Annotated in this window: 18 protein-coding genes and 1 other RNA gene; 6 read left to right on the top strand and 13 right to left on the bottom strand. The window is 72.9% G+C overall.

What is annotated here, in order from left to right; genetic code table 11:
- Positions 1-79: 79 nt before the first annotated feature.
- The 5 genes from GA0070558_RS03230 to GA0070558_RS03210 all read right to left on the bottom strand — a co-directional run bounded on the left by GA0070558_RS03230 (position 80) and on the right by GA0070558_RS03210 (position 5,171).
- Positions 80-1,747: a CotH kinase family protein gene (locus GA0070558_RS03230; RefSeq protein WP_256091732.1), complete on the bottom strand. Its 1,668-nt coding sequence runs from the start codon at positions 1,745-1,747 to the stop codon at positions 80-82.
- A 114-nt stretch (positions 1,748-1,861) separates the two neighbouring features.
- Positions 1,862-2,701: an ABC transporter permease gene (locus tag GA0070558_RS03225; protein WP_091275440.1), complete on the bottom strand. Its 840-nt coding sequence runs from the start codon at positions 2,699-2,701 to the stop codon at positions 1,862-1,864.
- On the bottom strand, positions 2,698-3,657 hold the full coding sequence (locus tag GA0070558_RS03220) for an ATP-binding cassette domain-containing protein (RefSeq protein WP_091275437.1): 960 nt from the start codon (positions 3,655-3,657) through the stop codon (positions 2,698-2,700). The genes GA0070558_RS03225 and GA0070558_RS03220 overlap by 4 nt, the downstream gene beginning before the upstream one ends.
- Positions 3,658-3,687: 30 nt before the next feature.
- Positions 3,688-4,527: a DUF4097 family beta strand repeat-containing protein gene (locus tag GA0070558_RS03215; protein WP_091275640.1), complete on the bottom strand. Its 840-nt coding sequence runs from the start codon at positions 4,525-4,527 to the stop codon at positions 3,688-3,690.
- A gap of 110 nt (positions 4,528-4,637) precedes the next feature.
- Positions 4,638-5,171 (bottom strand): YlcI/YnfO family protein, encoded by a 534-nt coding sequence (locus GA0070558_RS03210; protein ID WP_091275434.1) that lies wholly within the window; start codon positions 5,169-5,171, stop codon positions 4,638-4,640.
- Positions 5,172-5,295: 124 nt separating this feature from the next.
- On the opposite strand from GA0070558_RS03210, the gene GA0070558_RS03205 reads away from it, so the two are divergent.
- Both GA0070558_RS03205 and GA0070558_RS03200 read left to right on the top strand, forming a co-directional pair.
- Positions 5,296-6,288, top strand: a complete 993-nt coding sequence (locus GA0070558_RS03205; RefSeq protein WP_091275430.1) for a DMT family transporter — start codon at positions 5,296-5,298, stop codon at positions 6,286-6,288.
- Positions 6,285-6,965, top strand: coding sequence for an HAD family hydrolase (locus GA0070558_RS03200; RefSeq protein ID WP_091275427.1), 681 nt, complete (start codon positions 6,285-6,287; stop codon positions 6,963-6,965). Before GA0070558_RS03205 ends, GA0070558_RS03200 begins: the two co-directional genes overlap by 4 nt.
- Positions 6,966-7,020: 55 nt before the next feature.
- On the opposite strand, the gene GA0070558_RS03195 is transcribed toward GA0070558_RS03200, so the two are convergent.
- Positions 7,021-7,707, bottom strand: a complete 687-nt coding sequence (locus tag GA0070558_RS03195; RefSeq protein ID WP_091275424.1) for a TetR/AcrR family transcriptional regulator — start codon at positions 7,705-7,707, stop codon at positions 7,021-7,023.
- Between the two features lie 76 nt (positions 7,708-7,783).
- Here GA0070558_RS03195 and GA0070558_RS03190 point away from each other — a divergent pair, with 76 nt between their 5' ends.
- Complete coding sequence (locus GA0070558_RS03190; RefSeq protein WP_091275421.1) at positions 7,784-8,014, top strand: hypothetical protein; 231 nt, start codon at positions 7,784-7,786, stop codon at positions 8,012-8,014.
- A gap of 21 nt (positions 8,015-8,035) precedes the next feature.
- Here GA0070558_RS03190 and GA0070558_RS03185 read toward each other — a convergent pair whose 3' ends face one another.
- Positions 8,036-8,326: a hypothetical protein gene (locus GA0070558_RS03185; RefSeq protein ID WP_439709556.1), complete on the bottom strand. Its 291-nt coding sequence runs from the start codon at positions 8,324-8,326 to the stop codon at positions 8,036-8,038.
- Positions 8,327-8,741: 415 nt separating this feature from the next.
- Here GA0070558_RS03185 and GA0070558_RS03180 point away from each other — a divergent pair, with 415 nt between their 5' ends.
- On the top strand, positions 8,742-8,963 hold the full coding sequence (locus GA0070558_RS03180) for a winged helix-turn-helix domain-containing protein (RefSeq protein ID WP_091275418.1): 222 nt from the start codon (positions 8,742-8,744) through the stop codon (positions 8,961-8,963).
- Between the two features lie 72 nt (positions 8,964-9,035).
- On the opposite strand, the gene rnpB is transcribed toward GA0070558_RS03180, so the two are convergent.
- An RNA gene (rnpB, locus tag GA0070558_RS03175) (RNase P RNA component class A) lies at positions 9,036-9,453 on the bottom strand.
- A 38-nt stretch (positions 9,454-9,491) separates the two neighbouring features.
- On the bottom strand, positions 9,492-11,144 hold the full coding sequence (locus GA0070558_RS03170) for a hypothetical protein (protein WP_091275416.1): 1,653 nt from the start codon (positions 11,142-11,144) through the stop codon (positions 9,492-9,494).
- A gap of 246 nt (positions 11,145-11,390) precedes the next feature.
- Between GA0070558_RS03170 and GA0070558_RS03165 the strand changes: the two genes are divergently transcribed.
- On the top strand, positions 11,391-12,152 hold the full coding sequence (locus GA0070558_RS03165; RefSeq protein WP_077938920.1) for a sulfite exporter TauE/SafE family protein: 762 nt from the start codon (positions 11,391-11,393) through the stop codon (positions 12,150-12,152).
- Positions 12,153-12,174: 22 nt separating this feature from the next.
- Here the strand turns inward: GA0070558_RS03165 and GA0070558_RS03160 are convergent, their stop codons facing one another.
- Positions 12,175-13,407, bottom strand: coding sequence for an MFS transporter (locus tag GA0070558_RS03160; protein ID WP_043967030.1), 1,233 nt, complete (start codon positions 13,405-13,407; stop codon positions 12,175-12,177).
- Between the two features lie 53 nt (positions 13,408-13,460).
- On the opposite strand from GA0070558_RS03160, the gene GA0070558_RS03155 reads away from it, so the two are divergent.
- Positions 13,461-13,937, top strand: coding sequence for a MarR family winged helix-turn-helix transcriptional regulator (locus tag GA0070558_RS03155; RefSeq protein ID WP_091275412.1), 477 nt, complete (start codon positions 13,461-13,463; stop codon positions 13,935-13,937).
- A gap of 126 nt (positions 13,938-14,063) precedes the next feature.
- Here GA0070558_RS03155 and mctP read toward each other — a convergent pair whose 3' ends face one another.
- The 3 genes from mctP to GA0070558_RS03140 all read right to left on the bottom strand — a co-directional run bounded on the left by mctP (position 14,064) and on the right by GA0070558_RS03140 (position 17,396).
- Positions 14,064-15,722 (bottom strand): monocarboxylate uptake permease MctP, encoded by a 1,659-nt coding sequence (mctP, locus tag GA0070558_RS03150; protein WP_091275408.1) that lies wholly within the window; start codon positions 15,720-15,722, stop codon positions 14,064-14,066.
- Positions 15,722-15,964, bottom strand: a complete 243-nt coding sequence (locus tag GA0070558_RS03145; protein WP_077938916.1) for a DUF3311 domain-containing protein — start codon at positions 15,962-15,964, stop codon at positions 15,722-15,724. Before GA0070558_RS03145 ends, mctP begins: the two co-directional genes overlap by 1 nt.
- A gap of 202 nt (positions 15,965-16,166) precedes the next feature.
- Positions 16,167-17,396 carry a bifunctional RNase H/acid phosphatase gene (locus tag GA0070558_RS03140; RefSeq protein ID WP_091275404.1) on the bottom strand — a complete coding sequence of 410 codons (1,230 nt, stop codon included), beginning with the start codon at positions 17,394-17,396 and terminating at the stop codon, positions 16,167-16,169.
- Between the last annotated feature and the right edge of the window lies 1 nt (position 17,397).

Genomic DNA, 17,397 nt, shown 5'->3' with positions numbered 1-17,397 from the left:
GATGTCGGCGAGATGGGGGTATCCCGAACGGCCGGATGCCCCCATCTCGCCGACATGATCACGGCTGGATGGGTGGTGCTCACCCGCCGGCTGCGGCGGCCCCGCCCCAGCCGGCGGACGAATCCAGCCACGCCATCCGCTCGGTCATCCAGTCCCGCATGTACCGGACCTGCCCCTGCCAGGTGTCGGCGGTCGGGGTGACGATGGGCCCGATCTTCTCGGTGGTCAGGTTCGGCCACCGCTGGAAGTTCCGTTCGGCGGCGTTGACCAGCGGGGCCGTGATGGCGGCGAACCGCGCGTCGAGCTGCGCCCCGGAGAGCGGCCCCCGGCGCAGCTCGGCCCAGCGGGCCCGGACCAGCCCGACGAACGCGGGGTCCGTGACCAGCCGGTTGATCCAGTTGTTGGGCTTCGGCCAGCGCGGCTGCTCGTACTGCCAGCCGGCCGTCTCCAGGTTGTCCCCGCCGCCGACGCCGTAGGTGATGTCGAGGTCCCACAGCGGCCCGGCGGTGATCTTGCCGCCCCGGTCCTTGTAGAAGTAGGAGCTGCGGGCGTAGGCGTCGAAGTTGCGGGTCAGCTCGTTGAGGATCAGCGAGTCGACGAACGATCCGACGTCGATCCAGGCGGGATAGCCCGTCGTCGGGTCGGCGAAGCTTCGGGACTGCATCAGGTCGTTGAACTGCTGGAGGTGGCCGGTGAGCCAGGCCTGCTGCTCCGGTTGCAGCGGCGACGGGTCGACGACCTCCAGGTAGTGCCAGCAGGTCGCGGGCCGCCCCACGCACTCCAGGGTCGGCTCCTCGGCCGTCAGCCACTCGAACTTGAAGATGTACCCGCCGGAGATCGCCGGCAGGGTGACGTCGTCGGGATCGAGCTCCTTCAGGTCGAGCCGGTTCTTCGCGTTCTTGATGGTCTCCACGATCATGTAGACGCCCTGGTAGTCCTCGGCGCCCAACGGCCGGTCCGCGACGTTGAGATAGAACTCGACAAAGGCGTACCGGGGCGCCTGGTACCCCAGCTGGCGGGCCAGGTCGAAGGTCAGCGCCTCCCGGATCAGCGCCTTGTCGGTGTACGGGCCCCGCAGCACCCAGTCGGACTCCGCGGGCATCCCCAGCACCGGATAGTCGGCGTCGTCGTCCTCGTTGTCCCGGAACTCGACCCGGTACGGGGCCTTGTCGAACAGGGAACTCGACGTGCCGCGCAGGTGGTAGCCGATCCGGGTGGCGAGGGTCGGCGTCGCCGAGAGCGACGCGTATCCCCCGGTCGGCTCGAAGAGCAGGGCCGCCGAGTCGACGAAGTCCCGCCCCGGCTTGCCCTTTCCGTACCCGTCGATCACCAGAATCGGCAGGTCGAGGCTCACGTCCATGGCCCGCGCGACGTAGAGCGCCGTGCCGGGATCGCCGGCCGGTGCTCCACCCACGAACGGCCGCGCCCGCAGTTGGGTGGTGCCGGAGAGCAGCAGGGGCGTGTCGTCGTACCGGCGGGAGTCCGGCCCGGGGAGCGTCCCGTCGGTCGTGTAGCGGATCTCGGCACCGGTCACGCTCGTGCCCAGCGAGACGGAGAGCTCGCCCTGGAACGTGCCGCTCGGCACGGAGAAGTCGATGTCGCCGGTCAGGTCGGCAGGCGAGTCCGCCGCGGCGGTCGGCGCGCCCCGCACATCGGCCGCCCCCGCGGGGACCGGCGCGGTGCCGCCGACGGCGGCCAGCGAGATCGCGGTCGCGATGCCCAGCAACTGGGCCAGCAGGTTCCGCACCATCACTCCCATCAGGCCCGCCGAGCAGACCAACCCAAAATATCGAAGTAGTTGGATTTTACGCGCCGGACGGGCTGATCGGGGTGTCCGATGGGCGCACCGGGAACTCCACCGTCAGCGTGCGGGCTCCCGGTTGAACAGCCACCTCGACCAGAGGTAGCCGCCCAGCGCGATGGCCGCGCACCAGGCGAGCGCGAGCCACACGTCGTTGCCGACCGGCTCGTCCATCAGCAGGCCGCGCAGGGTCTCGATGATCGGCGTGAACGGCTGGTACTCGGCGAACCAGCGCAGCCCGGCCGGCATGGAGTCGGTGGGGACGAACCCGCTGCCGAGAAAGGGCAGCAGGACGAGCGGCATGGGCAGGTTGCTGGCGGTCTCGACGCTCCCGCTCACCTGGCCGAGCGCGACGGCCAGCCAGACGAGCGCGAAGGTCACCGCCGCCAGGAAGCCGGCCGCGGCCAGCCACCCGCCCGGCCCGGCGGCGGGCCGGAAGCCGACCAGCACGGCCACTGCGGTCACCACCACCACGCTGAGCATCGCCTGGATCAGGCTACCCAGGACGTGCCCGGTCAGCACCGAGACGCGGGCGATGTGCATCGTGCGGAACCGGGCGATGATCCCCTCGGTCAGGTCCATGGCGATGGTGATCGCCGTCCCCTGGACCGCCGCCGTCACGGTCATCAGGATGATCGCGGGGGCCACGTAGTTGGCGTACGCGGCCCGCCCGCCGGCCGCGCCGCCGGGCACCGCCCCGCCGAGCCCGGCGCCCAGCGTGCCGCCGAACACGTAGACGAACAGCAGCAGGAAGACGACGGGCATCGCGACGAGCGTCACGGTCATCGACGGGTACCGCAGCATGCGCCGGAGGCTGCGGCGCAGCATCGTCGCCGAGTCGCGCAGCGGGTGCAGGCGCAGGGCCGCCGGGGCGGGGCCGCTGAGGGCGGGGGTGCTCATCGGATGGTCACCTTCTCGTCGGTGGGGCCGCCGGTGAGGGCGAGGAAGACGTCGTCGAGGTCGGGGGTGTGCACGGACAACTCGTCGACCTGGACGGCCTGGTCGTCGAGCCGGCCGAGCAGGGTCCTGAGCGAGCGCAGGCTGCCGTCGCTGGGCACCCGCAGGGCGAGGGCGTCGCCGTCGCGCGTCACCTGGCCGAGCACGCGCCGGGCCGCGTCGAGGCCCTGCTCGTCGGCGAACCGCAGGCGGACGTGCCCGCCGGGGATGCGGCGCTTGAGTTCCTCCGCCGTGCCCTCGGCGATCACCCGGCCGCGGTCGAGGACCGCGATCCGGTCGGCCAGCTCGTCGGCCTCCTCCAGGTACTGGGTGGTCAGGAAGATCGTGACGCCGCCGGCCACCAGGTCCCGGACGAGCTGCCACATGTTGCGGCGGCTGCGCGGGTCCAGCCCGGTCGTCGGCTCGTCGAGGAAGATCACTCGCGGGTCGCCGACCAGGGTCATCGCCAGGTCGAGCCGCCGCCGCATGCCCCCGGAGTACGTCGACGCCGGCTTGCGCGCCGCGTCGGTCAGGTCGAACTGTCCGAGCAGCCGGGCGGCGAGCCGCCGGCCCTCGGCCCGGGGCAGGTGGTGCAGGTCCGCCATCAGCAGCAGGTTCTCCTCGCCGGTGAGCAGGTTGTCCACGGCGGAGAACTGGCCGGTGACCCCGATCGCGGCGCGCACCGCGTCCGGTTCGCGGGCGAGGTCGTGCCCGGCGACCCGGACGTCACCGGCGTCGGCCCCGAGCAGGGTGGACAGGATCCGGACGGTGGTGGTCTTCCCGGCGCCGTTCGCGCCGAGCAGCGCGAAGACCGTGCCGGCCGGCACGGACAGGTCGACACCATCGAGTACGACCTGGTCGCCGAACGACTTCCGCAGGCCGGTCGCGGCGATCGCCGGCCGGGTTCGCGTACTGGACATGGTTGTTCTCTCCTCGGGCCGAAAGGCGGGTCAGGAGCGGTGGATGGTGATGTCGCCGTAGGAGGTGGCGGCGCGGACCTCGACGGTCTGTTCGGTCCCGCCGGGCCGGCCGGTGTTCTCCAGCAGGTTGCGCACGTGCCCGTACCCGGTGTTGACCTCCAGCCAGGCGGCGGTGCCGTCGGCGATGCCGACGTCCAGGTTCCCGGCGGCGGTGCCGAGCACGATCGCGCCGCGGACCACCTCGCCGAGCCGGATGCTGCCGTTGGACGTCTTCGCGTCGACGCCGGCACCGGCCCGCTCGACGTGGATGTCGCCGTTGGCCGCGCGCACCCGCCCGTCGCCGGTGACCGCGTCGATGCTGGTGTCGCCGTTGGAGTTCTTGACCGACGCGGCACCCGCGACCTCGCCGAGCTCGACCCTGCCCGAGCCGGTGGAGACCTCGGCGTCGCCCGCGACGGCGTCGACGGTGACGTGACCGACCCCCGTGTGCAGGCGCAGCGGGCCGGTCCGCTCGATCCGGACGTCGCCGGTGGTCCTGATCCGGCACTCGCCGAGCCGGCCGGTGCAGCGGACGTCGCCCATCACCAGGTGGGCGGAGAGCGGGGAACCGCTGGGCAGTTCGATGGAGACCTCCACCGACCTGCTCTTCTTGGAGAAGTCGAACGTGCGCTTCGGGCCGGTGACCTGGAGCGCGCCGTTGGCGTAGTCGACCCGGACCTGCGCGGCGGCCTGCACGTCGGACTCGTCGGACTCGTCGCTGGGCCGGACCTCGACGACGGTGTCGGTCCGGTCGCTCGCGGCGACCCGCACGTGGGCCACGCCGAGTTCCAGCGTGACGGAGATCGGTTCGGGGGTCTCGAAAGTAGGCATGGTCGTCTCCACATCGTGGGTGGGTGAGTCGTCCCCGCAGGTCGGGGACGTGAGGCCGGGGCGGCGCGGCATGGCGTGGTGCCGCCCGGCGCGGCGTGGAGCGGGTGGGGTCAGCGCACCCAGCCGGTGAAGCTCTGCCGAGCGCGCCTGCCGCTGTCGCGGGGCTCGGGGCGCTGGTCGTGGTCGGGTCGTTGCAGGGCGGCGGCGGCGGCGCGGACCAGCCAGGCGTTGACCGAGCGGCCCTCGCGCGCCGCCGCCTCCTCGATCGCGGCCTTGAGCTGCTCGGGCAGGCGTACGTTGATCCGCGCGGCGGGGCCGTCCTCGGCGATCGACGGGACGGCGTCCGGTGTGCCGCCGCCCGTCGCCGCGGTGCCTCCCGCGGCGGGCTGGAGCGGCTCGGCGGGCGGCGGGGTGACGACGAAGTCGGGGTCGCGCCCGCGCAGGCGCAGCTCCACCGACCCCGGGGCCAGGTCCCGGGTGATCTCGTCGGCGGCGGCCGAGAGCGCTTCCAGCAGGGTCATCCGGATCGCCGATTCCAGCGGCCCGGTCAGGCGCTCGACCAGCAACCGCGACTCGTCGCCGCCGGCCTCGGCGAGGGTGGCGAACTCGCGTCCGAGGTTGCTCACGTAGGAGGTCAGGTCCATGGCACCACTATGGCACATCGATGGCACACTAACAAGCCAACTTGGCACAGCAGTGCCGCCAGGCATGGCACCACGGCGGCATAATCGGATCGAACGAGGTTCCCGCGCCGCATAGGTTGGTGCCGTGACGACGACAGCGGGGGCCACGCACCGACGTACCCGCATCGGGCTGCTCCAGGTCTGCGCGGCCGGCGTCCTGTGGGGCACCGGCGGGCTCGTGGTCACCGTGCTGCACCGCCGCGACGGCCTCGGCGCGATGACGGTCAGCGCGTGGCGGATGGCGCTGGCCGCCGTCGCCCTGGCCGGCTTCGCCGTGGTGACCCGCCGGTCGGGCGTCGTGCTCGCGACGCTACGCACCCACCCGGTGCTGGCCGTCGTGGTCGGCGTCGGCACCGCCCTCTACCAGGCCCTGTACTTCGGCTCCGTCCTGCTGGTCGGCGTGAGCGTCTCGACCGTCGTCTCGCTCGGGCTGGCACCGGTCCTGACCGCCGCCTGGGAGCACGCCGCCGCCCGGTCACGCCCGTCGCTGCGCGAGGTGGCCGTGCTGGCGGCGGCGCTCACCGGGCTGGTGCTGATCAGCGCGACCGCCGGACACGGCTCACCCGCCCCCGGCGGCCGGCCGGGGCTCGGGATCGTCCTCGCCGTCGCGTCCGGGGCCACGTACGCGGCGACGACGCTGCTCGGGCACACCCTGGCCCAGCGGGTCGACTCCGTGGCCCTGACCACGTGCGCCACCGCCGCCGGGACGCTGGCGCTGCTCCCCTGGCTCGGGATCGCCCTCACCGCAGGCGAGCCGGTGCTCACGGCCGCCCCCGCCTCGCTCGCCCTGCTGGCATACCTCGGGGTCGCGACGATGGCCCTGGCGTACGGCCTGCTCTACGCCGGGCTGCGGACCACGTCCGGGTCGGCCGCCACGGTGGCGACCCTCGTCGAGCCGCTCTCCGCCGCCCTCCTGGCAGCGCTGCTCCTGGGCGAGCGGCTCACCGCGCCCGCGCTGCTCGGCGGCGCGCTCATCCTCGCGGCGGTCGTCGCCCTGCAACCTGCGGGCCAGGACCGGACCGCCCCCGCAGCGGCGAGGCCCGGCCCGGCGCAGCCCGATCGGGCCGCCGGGCCGTGACCACCGTTCTCGCTCCCCTCGTCGGCCGCGCCCGCGTGGTCCTGCTCGACTTCGACGGGCCCGTGTGCGGCGTCTTCGCCCGACACCCCGCGCCGGCCGTCGCCCACGACCTGCGCCGGCTGCTCGCTGACCGGGGCGTGCCCCTGCCGGCCGGGATCCGGCACGAGCCCGACCCGCTCGCCGTGCTGCGCTTCACCGCCACGCTCGGTCGCCCCGCCGTCGTCCGCCTCGTCGACGAGGCGCTGACCCGCGCGGAGGTCACCGCGGCCCGCACCGCCGCGCCGACCCCGTACGGGCGGCAGGCCATCCTCGCCGCCCACCGCGCCGGCCGCCGGGTCGCCGTGGTGTCGAACAACTCCGCCGCGTGCGTCCGCGCCTACCTGAGCTCCCGTCGACTCACTTCGTACGTGCAGCCGGTCGTCGGCCGCCCCGAGGGCGCGCCGGGGCGGATGAAGCCGGACCCGTACCCGGTGCTCGCGGCCCTGCGGGAGTTGGCCGCCGAGCCGGCGGACTGCGTCCTGGTCGGCGACTCGGCCACCGACATCAAGGCCGCCCACGCCGCCGGGGTCGCCGCCATCGGGTACGCCAACAAGCCCGGCAAGCGGGCCCGGCTCGCCGCGGCGGACGCCGTCGTCGACAGCATGGCGGAGCTGGTGACCGCCCTCGGCGAGGGCTGACGGCCCGCCCGGCCCCGGTCCTGATGCCCCCCGCGCGTGCCGCCGCCCGGCCCGGTCAGCCCGATGCCCCCGCGCGTGCCGCCGCCCGGAGGATGCCGTCGAGGCCCTCCTCGAACAGCAGGTCGTCGTCCCACCGGGTGTCGCCCAGATGGCCGGAGGCGTGGAGGGTCGGATAGGTGTCGGCGCGCGCGGCGACGTGGTCGCGGGCGGCGGCCCTCGCCCCGGGGTCCGCGTGCTGCCGCCAGGTGGCCTCCGTGAGCGACGCGCCGATGACGTAGTTGGCCAGCATCCGCGTGGCCACCGCGAGCCGCAGCCCGCCACAGCCGCCGCGCACCAGCGCCGCCTGCAGGAACTCGGTGCGGGCCAGGACGTTGGGCCCGAGCATCGGCCGCCCGATCAGCCCTGGCGCCCAGGGATGGCGCAGCATGGCGGCGCGCCAGGCACGGACGAGGACGCGGGCGTCCTGTCGCCAGTCGTCGGTCACCTCGGGGATCGGCACGTCGCCGAAGACGCCATCGACGGCCAGGTCCAGGACGTCGTCCTTCGTCTTCACGTGCCAGTACAACGCGGTGGCCGTCACGTCGAGCCGCTGGGCGAGGCGGCGCATCGTCAGGCCCTCGATGCCGTCGGCGTCGAGCAGGTTCACCGCCGCGCCCACGATGCGGTCGAGGGTCAGCGGCGGCTTCCGCCGGGCGCGCGCCGGCTCGGCGCGCAGCCAGACGGGCGGCGGCGTGGTGGTCATGGAGTTCATTCTAGTACGGTGGACAGGCAACTTAACGGTGGTAAGTTGGGCTCGGAATCGGGGAGGGGGTGGCGTCATGCCCCTGCTGCGGGTCCACCTCGACAGCGACCGGGTCACCGCCCGACGCATCCTGCAACTGCACCAGGAGGGCACGACCCACCACGAGTCGCGGGAGGCGGCGCGGGACGCCGTGTGGCGGCAGGGCCGGACGCCGGCGGGCGAACCGGTCTTCGTCGGCATCACGAACGGCCGGCGCAACGTGCAGTTGCTCTACGACGTCGAGGTCTACTCCGACACCGCGCCCTGAGCGCCCGCCCAACTGGCAGACTTACGTCCGCGTCTGCAGTCTGGGCCTCCTCGGTTGCGTCGGGACGGTTGGTCGTTGCACCGTCAGCCCCGCCCGCAGGACGAATATCTCCCGTCGGGCCACCGCCTCGCCGTTGGCATCGAGTTGGTAGCCGTCGAGCCAGATCCAGTGGTCGTAGGTCACCAGGTCATGCCGGACCTTGATCAGGCGGAACAGCATCGGCTTCGCGAACTGGACGCTGCACGCGGCGGTGATGTGGAGGACGTCGCCGGCCCTCAGCTCGATCATCGGCGAGGGCCGTAGCGTCGCCATGCCCTGATCCGATTCCGGGCCACCTCGACCAGAGAACAGCCGCCGCTTGGACGGCAGAGTGGACACCGTCGGTGCTTGTGCCAGTCGAGGGTGCGCCAGGCGTCCAGGATCAGCGGGGGCAGCCGACGCCCGATCATGATCGGCCACCGGGCCGATACCCTGCGCTGGTCGGGACGCGGCGTTTAGCCCGGCATGGCAGCTCTGAGCCGCATCGGCAGACCCGCCGCCACCTGATCCAGGACCACACCGGCCGATGCCGTCGGGCGAGGGTTAGAGCTGCGGCCAACAGGTATTCGTCGGAGCGGACCATCGGCACCTCACAACCTACGTTACTAGGTGTACCTGGTGCACCAACGATACCCCGTGTCGCCCGTCGTAGTGCCTTACGTGTTCCCTTGCGTGGGGAGGGCATCGGATGGCTGAGCCGCTGTACCAACAGATCGCCGACGACATCACGCGCCAGATCGAGTCTGGCGTGTTGAAGCCCGGCGACCGCCTACCCAGCACCCGCCAACTGTGCGAACAGTACGAGGTGAGCGAGACGGTCATCCGGTTCGTGATGATCCAACTCAAGGCGCGGGACCTCGTCTACGGGCAGCCCGGCCGAGGTGTCTACGTCAAACCCCCGGCAACATGACCAAGGTCAACCAACAGCACCAAACAAGCGACCAGCTCAGAGCCATGATCATGACTCTGAGCTGGTGGGCGACGGACGAGTCGACCTGTACGCCGGATTCTGTGCCCGGCGCGTACCCCTCGCGGGCCACGCGCCAGCGGCGGCCATCCATCTAGGCCTGCCGTCGCCGGCAGGCTCCAGCGGCCTACCCGCAGACATCGGGCGGGCAGCCCTCAGGCGTCTGCGCAGGTCGTCATCTTGCGGTGACGGCCCATTTTGGCCTTGCTCCGGGTGGGGTTTACCGAGCCATCCCGGTCACCCGGGATGCTGGTGGGCTCTTACCCCACCGTTTCACCCTTACCGTCCCCGTTGGGGGCCGGCGGTCTGTTTTCTGTGGCACTGTCCCGCGGGTCGCCCCGGGTTGCCGTTAGCAACCACCCTGCCCTGTGGAGTCCGGACGTTCCTCGGCGACGGGCACCTGGCCCGCCGACGCGACCGCCCGGTCGACTCGTCCGTCGCTCCCCCATCCTAACGACGCGATCTCCCGGGCTATTGCCGGCCCGGTCCGTCGCAGCGGCCGAACGCGGTCAGCTCACCGCAGGTGGGCAGCAGGAGATTCTGCGCCCACTGGACGGCTCCCAGCAGGGCACCGTACCCGAGGACCACGAGGGAGCCGGTCAGCGCGAACAGCCAGCCCGTCCGGGGCGGGTGCAGGGGGCCCACCGCGGCCAGGGACGTGCTCACCAACGTCAGGAACAGCAGGTTCAGCAGCGGTACGACGACACCGAGGGCAGCCAGCCGCCGCGCCCGGTTCCGTCGCGGCCGGTCGTGGAGGAGACCGCCGAGCGCCCAGAGGTCTCTCGTGACGACGACCGGTGCCAGGACCACCGAGACGAAGAGCACCACCGACGCCCAGGCCCGGAGTGGTCCTCGGCCCCGGGCACCTGCCCGCAAGGTCCCCTCGATCTGCCTCGTCGTCTTTGCCAGCCGGTGCCAGGAGCCGGCGACGAGCCAGGGCAGGAAAGCGGGAACCACGACCTCCAGTGCGCTGGCCACCGCGTTCTCCACGTAGTAGAACGGCCGGATCACCACGACGTTGAGGACGAACGGCACCAGGATCGCGGCGAGCACGGGCAGGGCCGCGACCTCCGGCACGGCCCGGCCCTCGACATGCCGGCCGCCGGCCACCCGCGCCACGAACGGAGGGTTCGCCCCGACGGCGCCCGCGCCGCCGCCGACGGGTGCGGCGAGGTTCCGGCCGCGCCTGCACGTGTCGAGCCACCGGGCCCGCAGCGCGGCGGCCGCGAGGAACCAGCTCGACACGGTGAGCGGGTAGAGGAAGCCCGCCTCGAAGCGCACGTAGCCGACGGCGATGCACAGCAGCAGGATCGGCGGCCCGGCCAGGATGATCAGGTCCACCGGCCATTCGGCTGGCGGCCGGGCACCGGCGGCGCGGAACACGGCGCGCTCCCGCGCGTACGCCCCGACCGACTTGTCGACGAACCATCCGGTGGCGGTGTCCCGTACGCCGAACTCGGCCTGGTCGGCGAGACACAGCAGTTGGCGTTTGAGGCGGAAGGCCGGAACCAGCATCCGCGTCGTCACGTAGACCACGAAGACCGCGGCGGCCAATGCCACGAATCCCGTCAGGACCGACATGTCCATGCTGCGGTCGACGACGTCCACGAGGGTGGCGGGGCTCCCGCTCACGGTCTTCGCGGCGAGGCCGAGCGTCTCGCGGGCGAGGTCCGTGTCGACCTGCTCGAACTCGGCCGCGTGGACGGCGACGATCCAGGCGAGGGTGTCCTCGAACTCCTCCGACTTCGAGACCAGCACCTGTGCGATCACGAGGGCCGCCATCCCGTACGCCAGGACGGCCACCAACTGGCTGGGGATGCGCAGCGAGCGTCGGTAGGCGGCGCAGAGGTCGCGGTCCCGCTGCATGGCGTCGTCCAGCGTGCCCAGTGCCTCCCGGGCGTTGTAGCCGCGCACCAGTGCGCCGAGGCTGCGGTCGATGTGCCGGCTGAGGTAGAAGCGGGTCAGGAGCGTGGAGCGGGGCAGCCGCAGGGACCACCAGGCGCACGGGCGGCTCCGCGTCCACACCAGCGGGCCCAGTTCGTCGGCCGCCGCGCGGGCCCGGTCGTAGGCGCGCACGAGTCCGCGTACGGAGGCGGGGTCGTCGCACGTCTCGTCCGTGGTCACGACCCTCTCCCCACCCGGTTGGACGGCCGGCTACCCGGCGGGGTGATCGTCAAACCTGGGTCTCGCCGGTGAACGGCGACGCATGTCGGCGACGTGGCGGGGTCCGGGGCGCTGGGATACCGCCATGTCGCCGACATGCAGATGATCAAGGGGGAAGGCCGAGCGGGGCGGGGCAAGGGCAGCCGCCCGGGGGCGGGACGGGGGCGGGACGGGGGCGGGGCGGCCGGGCGGGCTAGCCTCGGCGGCGTGGAACTCTCCGACGCCGCGCTGCTGGTCACCGCCGGTCTCGCCGCGGGCACTGTCAACGCGGTGGCCGGCGGCGGCTCGCTGATCACCTTCCCGGCCATGATCGCGGCGGGGCTGCCGCCGGTGCCGGCGAACGTGAGCAACTCCGTGGCGGTGTTCCCCGGGTACGTCGCGAGCGTGGCGGGCAGCCGCACGGACCTGCCGCGCGGCCGGGCGCTGTGGGCGCTGCTGCCGACCACGGTGGTGGGCACGATCGTCGGGTGCCTGCTGTTGCTGGGCACCCCGGCGCGGGCGTTCGAGCTGGTGGTGCCGTTCCTGGTGCTCGGGGCGACCGCCGTGCTCGCGTTCCAGGATCCGCTGCGCCGCCTCGTCGGGCATCCGGCCGAGTTGGGGCCGCGCCGCCGTACGGTCACCGTGCAGGCCATGGTCGCGGTCGGCGCGGTGTACGGCGGCTATTTCGGCGCGGCCCTGGGGGTGATGCTGGTGGCCGGTCTGGCGCTGGTGCTGGACGCGACGCTGGCCCGGGTGTCGGCGGTGAAGAACCTACTCTCGGCGACGGTGGGGCTGACCACGCTGGTGGTGTTCGCGCTGTTCGGCCCGGTGAACTGGGCGGCCGTCGCGGTGGTGGCCCCGGCGACCCTGGTCGGCGGGTACGTCGGCGCGCGGCTGGTGCGCCGGCTGCCGCCGGTGGTGCTGAAGACGCTGATCGTGGCGTTCGGCACGGCCATCGGCCTGTACCTGCTGTGGCGCGCGATGCGCTGAGCGGCACCGCGCACGAGCCGGCTCAGTACGCCTCGCCGACCGGCTCCTCCGGGGCGTGCTCGTTGCGCGCGGCGGCCCGGTTCCAGCGGGCCCAGAGCACCCGTTCGCCGTGGCCGGCGGCCATCCGGTGGGCGGTGGCGAGGTAGACGAGCGCGCCGGCGGCGAGGACGCCGAGGCCGACCCAGAAGGGCAGGGCCGGCCCGTGCTCGGCGAGCTTGCCGGAGATGATCGGGGCGGGCGCGGCGGCGCCCCAGCGGACCAGGTTGAACGCGCCGGTGGCGACCCGGCGGTCGGCGGCGCCGAGGCCGAGGGCCAGGTCGGTGAGGTTGGCGTTGGCCAGGCCCATGAACAGGCCGGCGACGACGAGCACGACCAGCGACATGGCGGTGCCGGTCGAGGTGGCGAAGAGGACCATGCAGGCCAGCAGGCCGGCGACGGCCACGCCGACGGTCTGCACCGCGCCGATGCGGTGGGCGAGCCGGTGGCCGACCACGAGGATGCCGGCGGCGAGGCCGAGGCCCCAGCCGGTGAACGCGAGGCCGAGCGGGATGACGTCGAGGCCGAGGAAGAGCGGCGTGTAGCCGAGCACGACGAAGAAGACGAAGTTGTAGGCGGCGGTGACGGCGCACAGGGCCACGAACGCGGGCCGGCGGTAGGTGGCGAAGATCGCGCCGAGGCGTACCCGAGGTTGGGGGTTTGCCGGCTCGCGGAGCCGGCGGGACGCGACGGCGAGCGCGAGGACCATGAAGATCCCGCAGACGAAGAACGGCAGTCGCCAGCTCACCTCGCCGAGCAGGCCGCCGAGCAGCGGGCCGACGGCGAAGCCGAGGCCGAGCGCGGTCTCGAAGAGGCCGACCACCCACTCGCGGTCGTTGGCGAGGTTGACCAGCACCACCATGGCGGTGGCGAAGAACATGGCGTTGCCCAGCCCCCACACGCCGCGCAGCACCGACAGTTGCACGATGTCGTTGCTGAACGAGGCGCCGATGGCGGCGAGGCCGACCACGGAGACGCCGGTGATCAGCACGGGCTTGAAGCCGAACCGGCCGCTGGCCAGGGTCGCGGGGATCATGCCCAGGGCCATGACCGCGATGTACGCGGTGAACAGCAGCTCGACCTGCCAGGCGGTGACGCCGATGGCCTCGCCGATGGCGGGCAGGATGGGGTCGACGACGGCGATGCCGGCGATGGCGAGGAAGGCCACCAGCGTGGTGGCGTAGATGGCACTGCGGTGGGGTTCGTTGCGCCGGTCCACTCCGCCTCCCGGATAGCTGTATCGTACAGTTAGTTTCCCTGTATCCTACAGCTATGAGCGAAGACGGCACTGCGGAAGGCACTGCGGAAGAGGTCACACTCGGGCGGATCGAGACCGAGGTGGCGCTCCTCATGCGACTCGGCGAGGCGACCCGGCGCGCCACCGGCACGGCCGAGCACCGGGTGCTGGACCGGGCGGCGTACGTGATCCTGCGGCACCTCGACAGCGCCGGCCCGCAGAACGTCTCGGCGCTCGCCGCCCGGCTCAACCTGGACGGCTCCACCGTCACCCGGCAGGTCTCCGCCATGCAGCGCGACGGGTTGATCGCCCGCGCCCCCGACCCGAGCGACGGCCGGGGCACGGTGGTCTCCCCCACCCCGGCCGGGCTGCACCGCATGGCCGCCGTCCGGGCGGCCCGCACCCGGCTCTACGGCGACATCCTCGCCGACTGGGCCCCGGCCGACCGCGACACCCTGGCCCACCTGCTGCACCGGCTCAACGAGGCGCTGGAGACCCGCACCCGCCGCTGACCGGCGCGCCGGGCCGCCGCCGAGCGCCCGCGCTCCGCTCCCCCGCTGCGGCGGGCGCGCGCCTGGCGGCGGCCTTGTTAGCAGGGGCCCCCTGTACAACAAAATGCGTTAACAGGGGGCCCTTCCTTACGCCACCGGTTCCGGGGCGGCGTCGGCGTCGCGGGCCGGGCCCGGGGTGACGCGCGGGTCGCCCTCGTCGGCGAAGTAGTCGTCCGGCGTGGTGCCGTCGCGGCCCGCGTCCACCTTCGCCGCCCGCAGGACCAGGGTCACCAGGGCGGCGACCAGCAGGTTCACCAGCACCGCCACGATCCCGACGTAGATCGTCTTCTTCGTGTCGAAGCCGAAGTCGCTCAGCGGGAACGCCGAGCCGCCGAAGTGGGCGCGCTTCGTCGCCGGGTTGGGGATCTGGTAGAGCATCCACATGCCCAGCCCCATGCCGGCCGCCCAGCCGGCGATCAGCGCGCCCCGGTGGAACCAGCGGGTGTAGAGGCCCAGCGCCACCGCCGGCAGCGTCTGGAGGATGATCACGCCGCCGATGAGCTGCAGGTCGATGGAGAACTGCGGGTCGAGGAAGACGATGCAGGCCACCGCGCCGACCTTCACCACCAGCGAGGTGATCTTCGAGACGTTCGCCTCCTGGGCCGGGCTGGCGTCCCGCTTGAGGTACTCCTTGTAGATGTTGCGGGTGAACAGGTTCGCCGCCGCGATCGACATGATCGCCGCCGGCACCAGCGCCCCAATGCCGATGGCCGCGTACGCGACCCCGGCGAACCAGTCGGGGAACTGCTGGTCGAACAGCACCGGCACGACCGTGTTCGCGTCCGCGCTGCCGGGCGTCGACCCGGGCAGCGGCTTCACCCCCGCCGCGATGGCCATGTAGCCGAGCAGCGCGATCAGCCCGAGGACCAGGCTGTACGCGGGCAGCGCCGACATGTTCCGCTTGATCACGTCCCGGTTCCGGCTGGCCAGCACGCCGGTGATGCTGTGCGGGTAGAGGAACAACGCCAGCGCCGAGCCGAACGCCAGGGTGACGTACTGGAGCTGGTTGTTGGCGTTGAGCAGGATCCCGTCGTTGGGGTTCTGCGCCGTGGCCTGGAACTTCGCCTCGGCGGCGTCGAAGATCGAGCCCCAGCCGCCCAGCTTCTGCGGCAGCCACAGCACCGCCACCAGGATCACCACGTAGATCAGTGTGTCCTTGACGAACGCGATCAGCGCGGGCGCGCGCAGCCCCGACTGGTACGTGTAGGCGGCCAGGATCGCGAACGCGATGATGATCGGCAGGTGCCGCGCGAGGGCGCTCTCGCCGGTCACCCCCATGGTCTTGAGCACCGCTTCGATGCCGACGAGCTGCAGCGCGATGTACGGCATGGTGGCGACGATGCCGGTGACCGCGACGACCAGCGCCAGCACCGGCGAGTCGAACCGGCTGCGGACGAAGTCGGCGGGGGTGACGAAGCCGTGCCGGTGCGACACCGACCAGAGCCGGCACAGCACCAGGAACACCATCGGGTAGATCACGATCGTGTACGGCACCGCGAAGAAGCCCATCGCGCCCGCGCCGAACACCAGCGCCGGCACCGCCACGAACGTGTACGCCGTGTAAAGGTCACCGCCGACGAGGAACCAGGTGATCCAGCCGCCGAAGCTGCGCCCGCCCAGCCCCCACTCGTCGAGGTGGGCCATGTCCCTCGGCGCCCGCCACCGGGCCGCCACGAAACCCATGGCACTGACCAGCAGGAACAGCACCGTGAAGACGATGATCTCGGTCAGATGGTCGCGCCACATCACCGGTCACCCCGCTTCTTGGTCAGCTGGTAGACGAGCGTGGTGGTGGCCACGCCGAGCAGGATGTAGGCCAGTTGCAGCCAGTAGAAGCGCGGAAACCCGAACACGCGCGGCGCGTCGGCGTTGAAGAACACCGGGATCAGCGGCACCACGATCGGGACGAACAGCAACCAGTTCCAGGGGCTGTGGTCCTTCGCCCTGGACGACGCCGAGCCGGGTTCCTCCGGTTCGGATGCGGTCATACGACACACCTCCGGTGGTCTTGTCTCCCCATGACGGCCGGACGTTACGGCCCGGTGACGGGCGTCACGTTCAACCGACGCGGGGCGGTGCGCCGAGCGGGCCGCCGGATGCGCCGAACGGCATGTCCGTCGATGTCTCCCCGGTCGTGGGCAGACGAAGGAGCGGCCGTCCCCACGGGGACGGCCGCTCCTTCGCGGTGGGTCAGAGCGCGGCGAGGTGGGCGGTGTCGTTGACCGAGCGCACCGCGACGCCGCCGTCGGACCACCGGTCCAGCACCGAGATGCCGGCCGCGTCGAGGTAGAGCCGGTGCAGGAACGCGTCGTCGGCGGCGAGGGCCTCGCGCAGCACCAGCTTGATCGGCGAGACGTGCGAGACCACCACCACGGTCTCCCCGGGGTACGCCTCGACCAGCGCGTCCGTGGCCCGGGTCACCCGGGCGGCGACCTCGGTGAACGACTCCCCGTCGGGCGGGGCGACCCGGGTCGAGGCGAGCCAGGCGTCCAGCTCGCCCTGCCAGCCGGCGCGCACCTCGGCGAAGGTGCGCCCCTCCCACGCCCCGAAGTCGCACTCGATCAGGTCGTCGTCGGTGCGGAGCGGCACGGTGCCGCGCAGCGCCCCGGCGATCGCCCGCGCGGTGGCCGTACACCGGGACAACGGCGAGCTGACCACGGCCGCGACGGTCGGGGCGAGGGCGGCCACCCGGGCGGCCGTGGCCCGCACCTGGGCGCGGCCCCGGGCGGACAGCGGCACGTCGCCGCGGCCGGAGTAGCGGCGCTGCTCGGTGAACTCGGTCTCGCCGTGGCGGACCAGGATCAGCCGGGTCGCGGTGTCGCTGGGGCGCGGCTCCCAGGAGGCGGGGGCGGTCGCCGGGTCGGTGCCGGCCCGCTTCGTGGCGGCGCGGGCGGCGGCCTCCCGGGCGAGGGCGCGGGCGGGCGAGTCCGGTGCGGCGACCTCGCGGGGCGGCTCGGCGGCGGGCCGGGCCGCCCCGCCCGCGTCGGCCTTCCGGGCCTTCCCGCCGGTGGCCGCCGCGTCCATCGCGGCGTTGGCCAGGGCGTCGGCGTGCCGGTTGCGCTCCCGGGGGATCCACTGGAACCGCACCGCCGCGAACCGGCCGACCAGCTCTGCGGCCTGCGCGGCGAGCGGGCGCAGCCCCGGGTGCTTGATCTGCCAGCGGCCGCACATCTGCTCGACCACCAGCTTGGAGTCCATCCGGGCGTTTACCTCGGCCGCGCCCAGCTCGGCGGCGGCCTCCAGGCCGGCGATCAGCCCCCGGTATTCGGCGACGTTGTTGGTGGCCGTGCCGATCGCCTCGGCGCGTTCGGCGAGCACCTCGCCGCTGGCCGCGTCCCGGACCACCGCGCCGTAGCCGGCCGGGCCGGGGTTGCCCCGGGACCCGCCGTCGGCCTCGACGACGACCGCGCGCACCGCCATC

This window comes from Micromonospora haikouensis (assembly GCF_900091595.1).
GTDB lineage: Bacteria > Actinomycetota > Actinomycetes > Mycobacteriales > Micromonosporaceae > Micromonospora > Micromonospora haikouensis.
Note: the sequence above shows the minus strand (reverse complement) of the source record. Positions and strands in the feature narration are given on the sequence as shown.

Excerpts from the sequence above, each read along its gene's own strand:
- GA0070558_RS03225 (WP_091275440.1), bottom strand. The coding sequence starts at position 2,701 with ATGAGCACCCCCGCCCTCAGCGGCCCCGCCCCGGCGGCCCTGCGCCTG.
- GA0070558_RS03220 (WP_091275437.1), bottom strand. The coding sequence starts at position 3,657 with ATGTCCAGTACGCGAACCCGGCCGGCGATCGCCGCGACCGGCCTGCGG.
- GA0070558_RS03215 (WP_091275640.1), bottom strand. The coding sequence starts at position 4,527 with ATGCCTACTTTCGAGACCCCCGAACCGATCTCCGTCACGCTGGAACTC.
- GA0070558_RS03210 (WP_091275434.1), bottom strand. The coding sequence starts at position 5,171 with ATGGACCTGACCTCCTACGTGAGCAACCTCGGACGCGAGTTCGCCACC.
- GA0070558_RS03195 (WP_091275424.1), bottom strand. The coding sequence starts at position 7,707 with ATGACCACCACGCCGCCGCCCGTCTGGCTGCGCGCCGAGCCGGCGCGC.
- GA0070558_RS03190 (WP_091275421.1), top strand. The coding sequence starts at position 7,784 with ATGCCCCTGCTGCGGGTCCACCTCGACAGCGACCGGGTCACCGCCCGA.
- GA0070558_RS03185 (WP_439709556.1), bottom strand. The coding sequence starts at position 8,326 with ATGGCGACGCTACGGCCCTCGCCGATGATCGAGCTGAGGGCCGGCGAC.
- GA0070558_RS03180 (WP_091275418.1), top strand. The coding sequence starts at position 8,742 with ATGGCTGAGCCGCTGTACCAACAGATCGCCGACGACATCACGCGCCAG.
- GA0070558_RS03155 (WP_091275412.1), top strand. The coding sequence starts at position 13,461 with ATGAGCGAAGACGGCACTGCGGAAGGCACTGCGGAAGAGGTCACACTC.
- mctP (WP_091275408.1), bottom strand. The coding sequence starts at position 15,722 with ATGTGGCGCGACCATCTGACCGAGATCATCGTCTTCACGGTGCTGTTC.
- GA0070558_RS03145 (WP_077938916.1), bottom strand. The coding sequence starts at position 15,964 with ATGACCGCATCCGAACCGGAGGAACCCGGCTCGGCGTCGTCCAGGGCG.
- GA0070558_RS03140 (WP_091275404.1), bottom strand. The coding sequence starts at position 17,396 with ATGGCGGTGCGCGCGGTCGTCGTCGAGGCCGACGGCGGGTCCCGGGGC.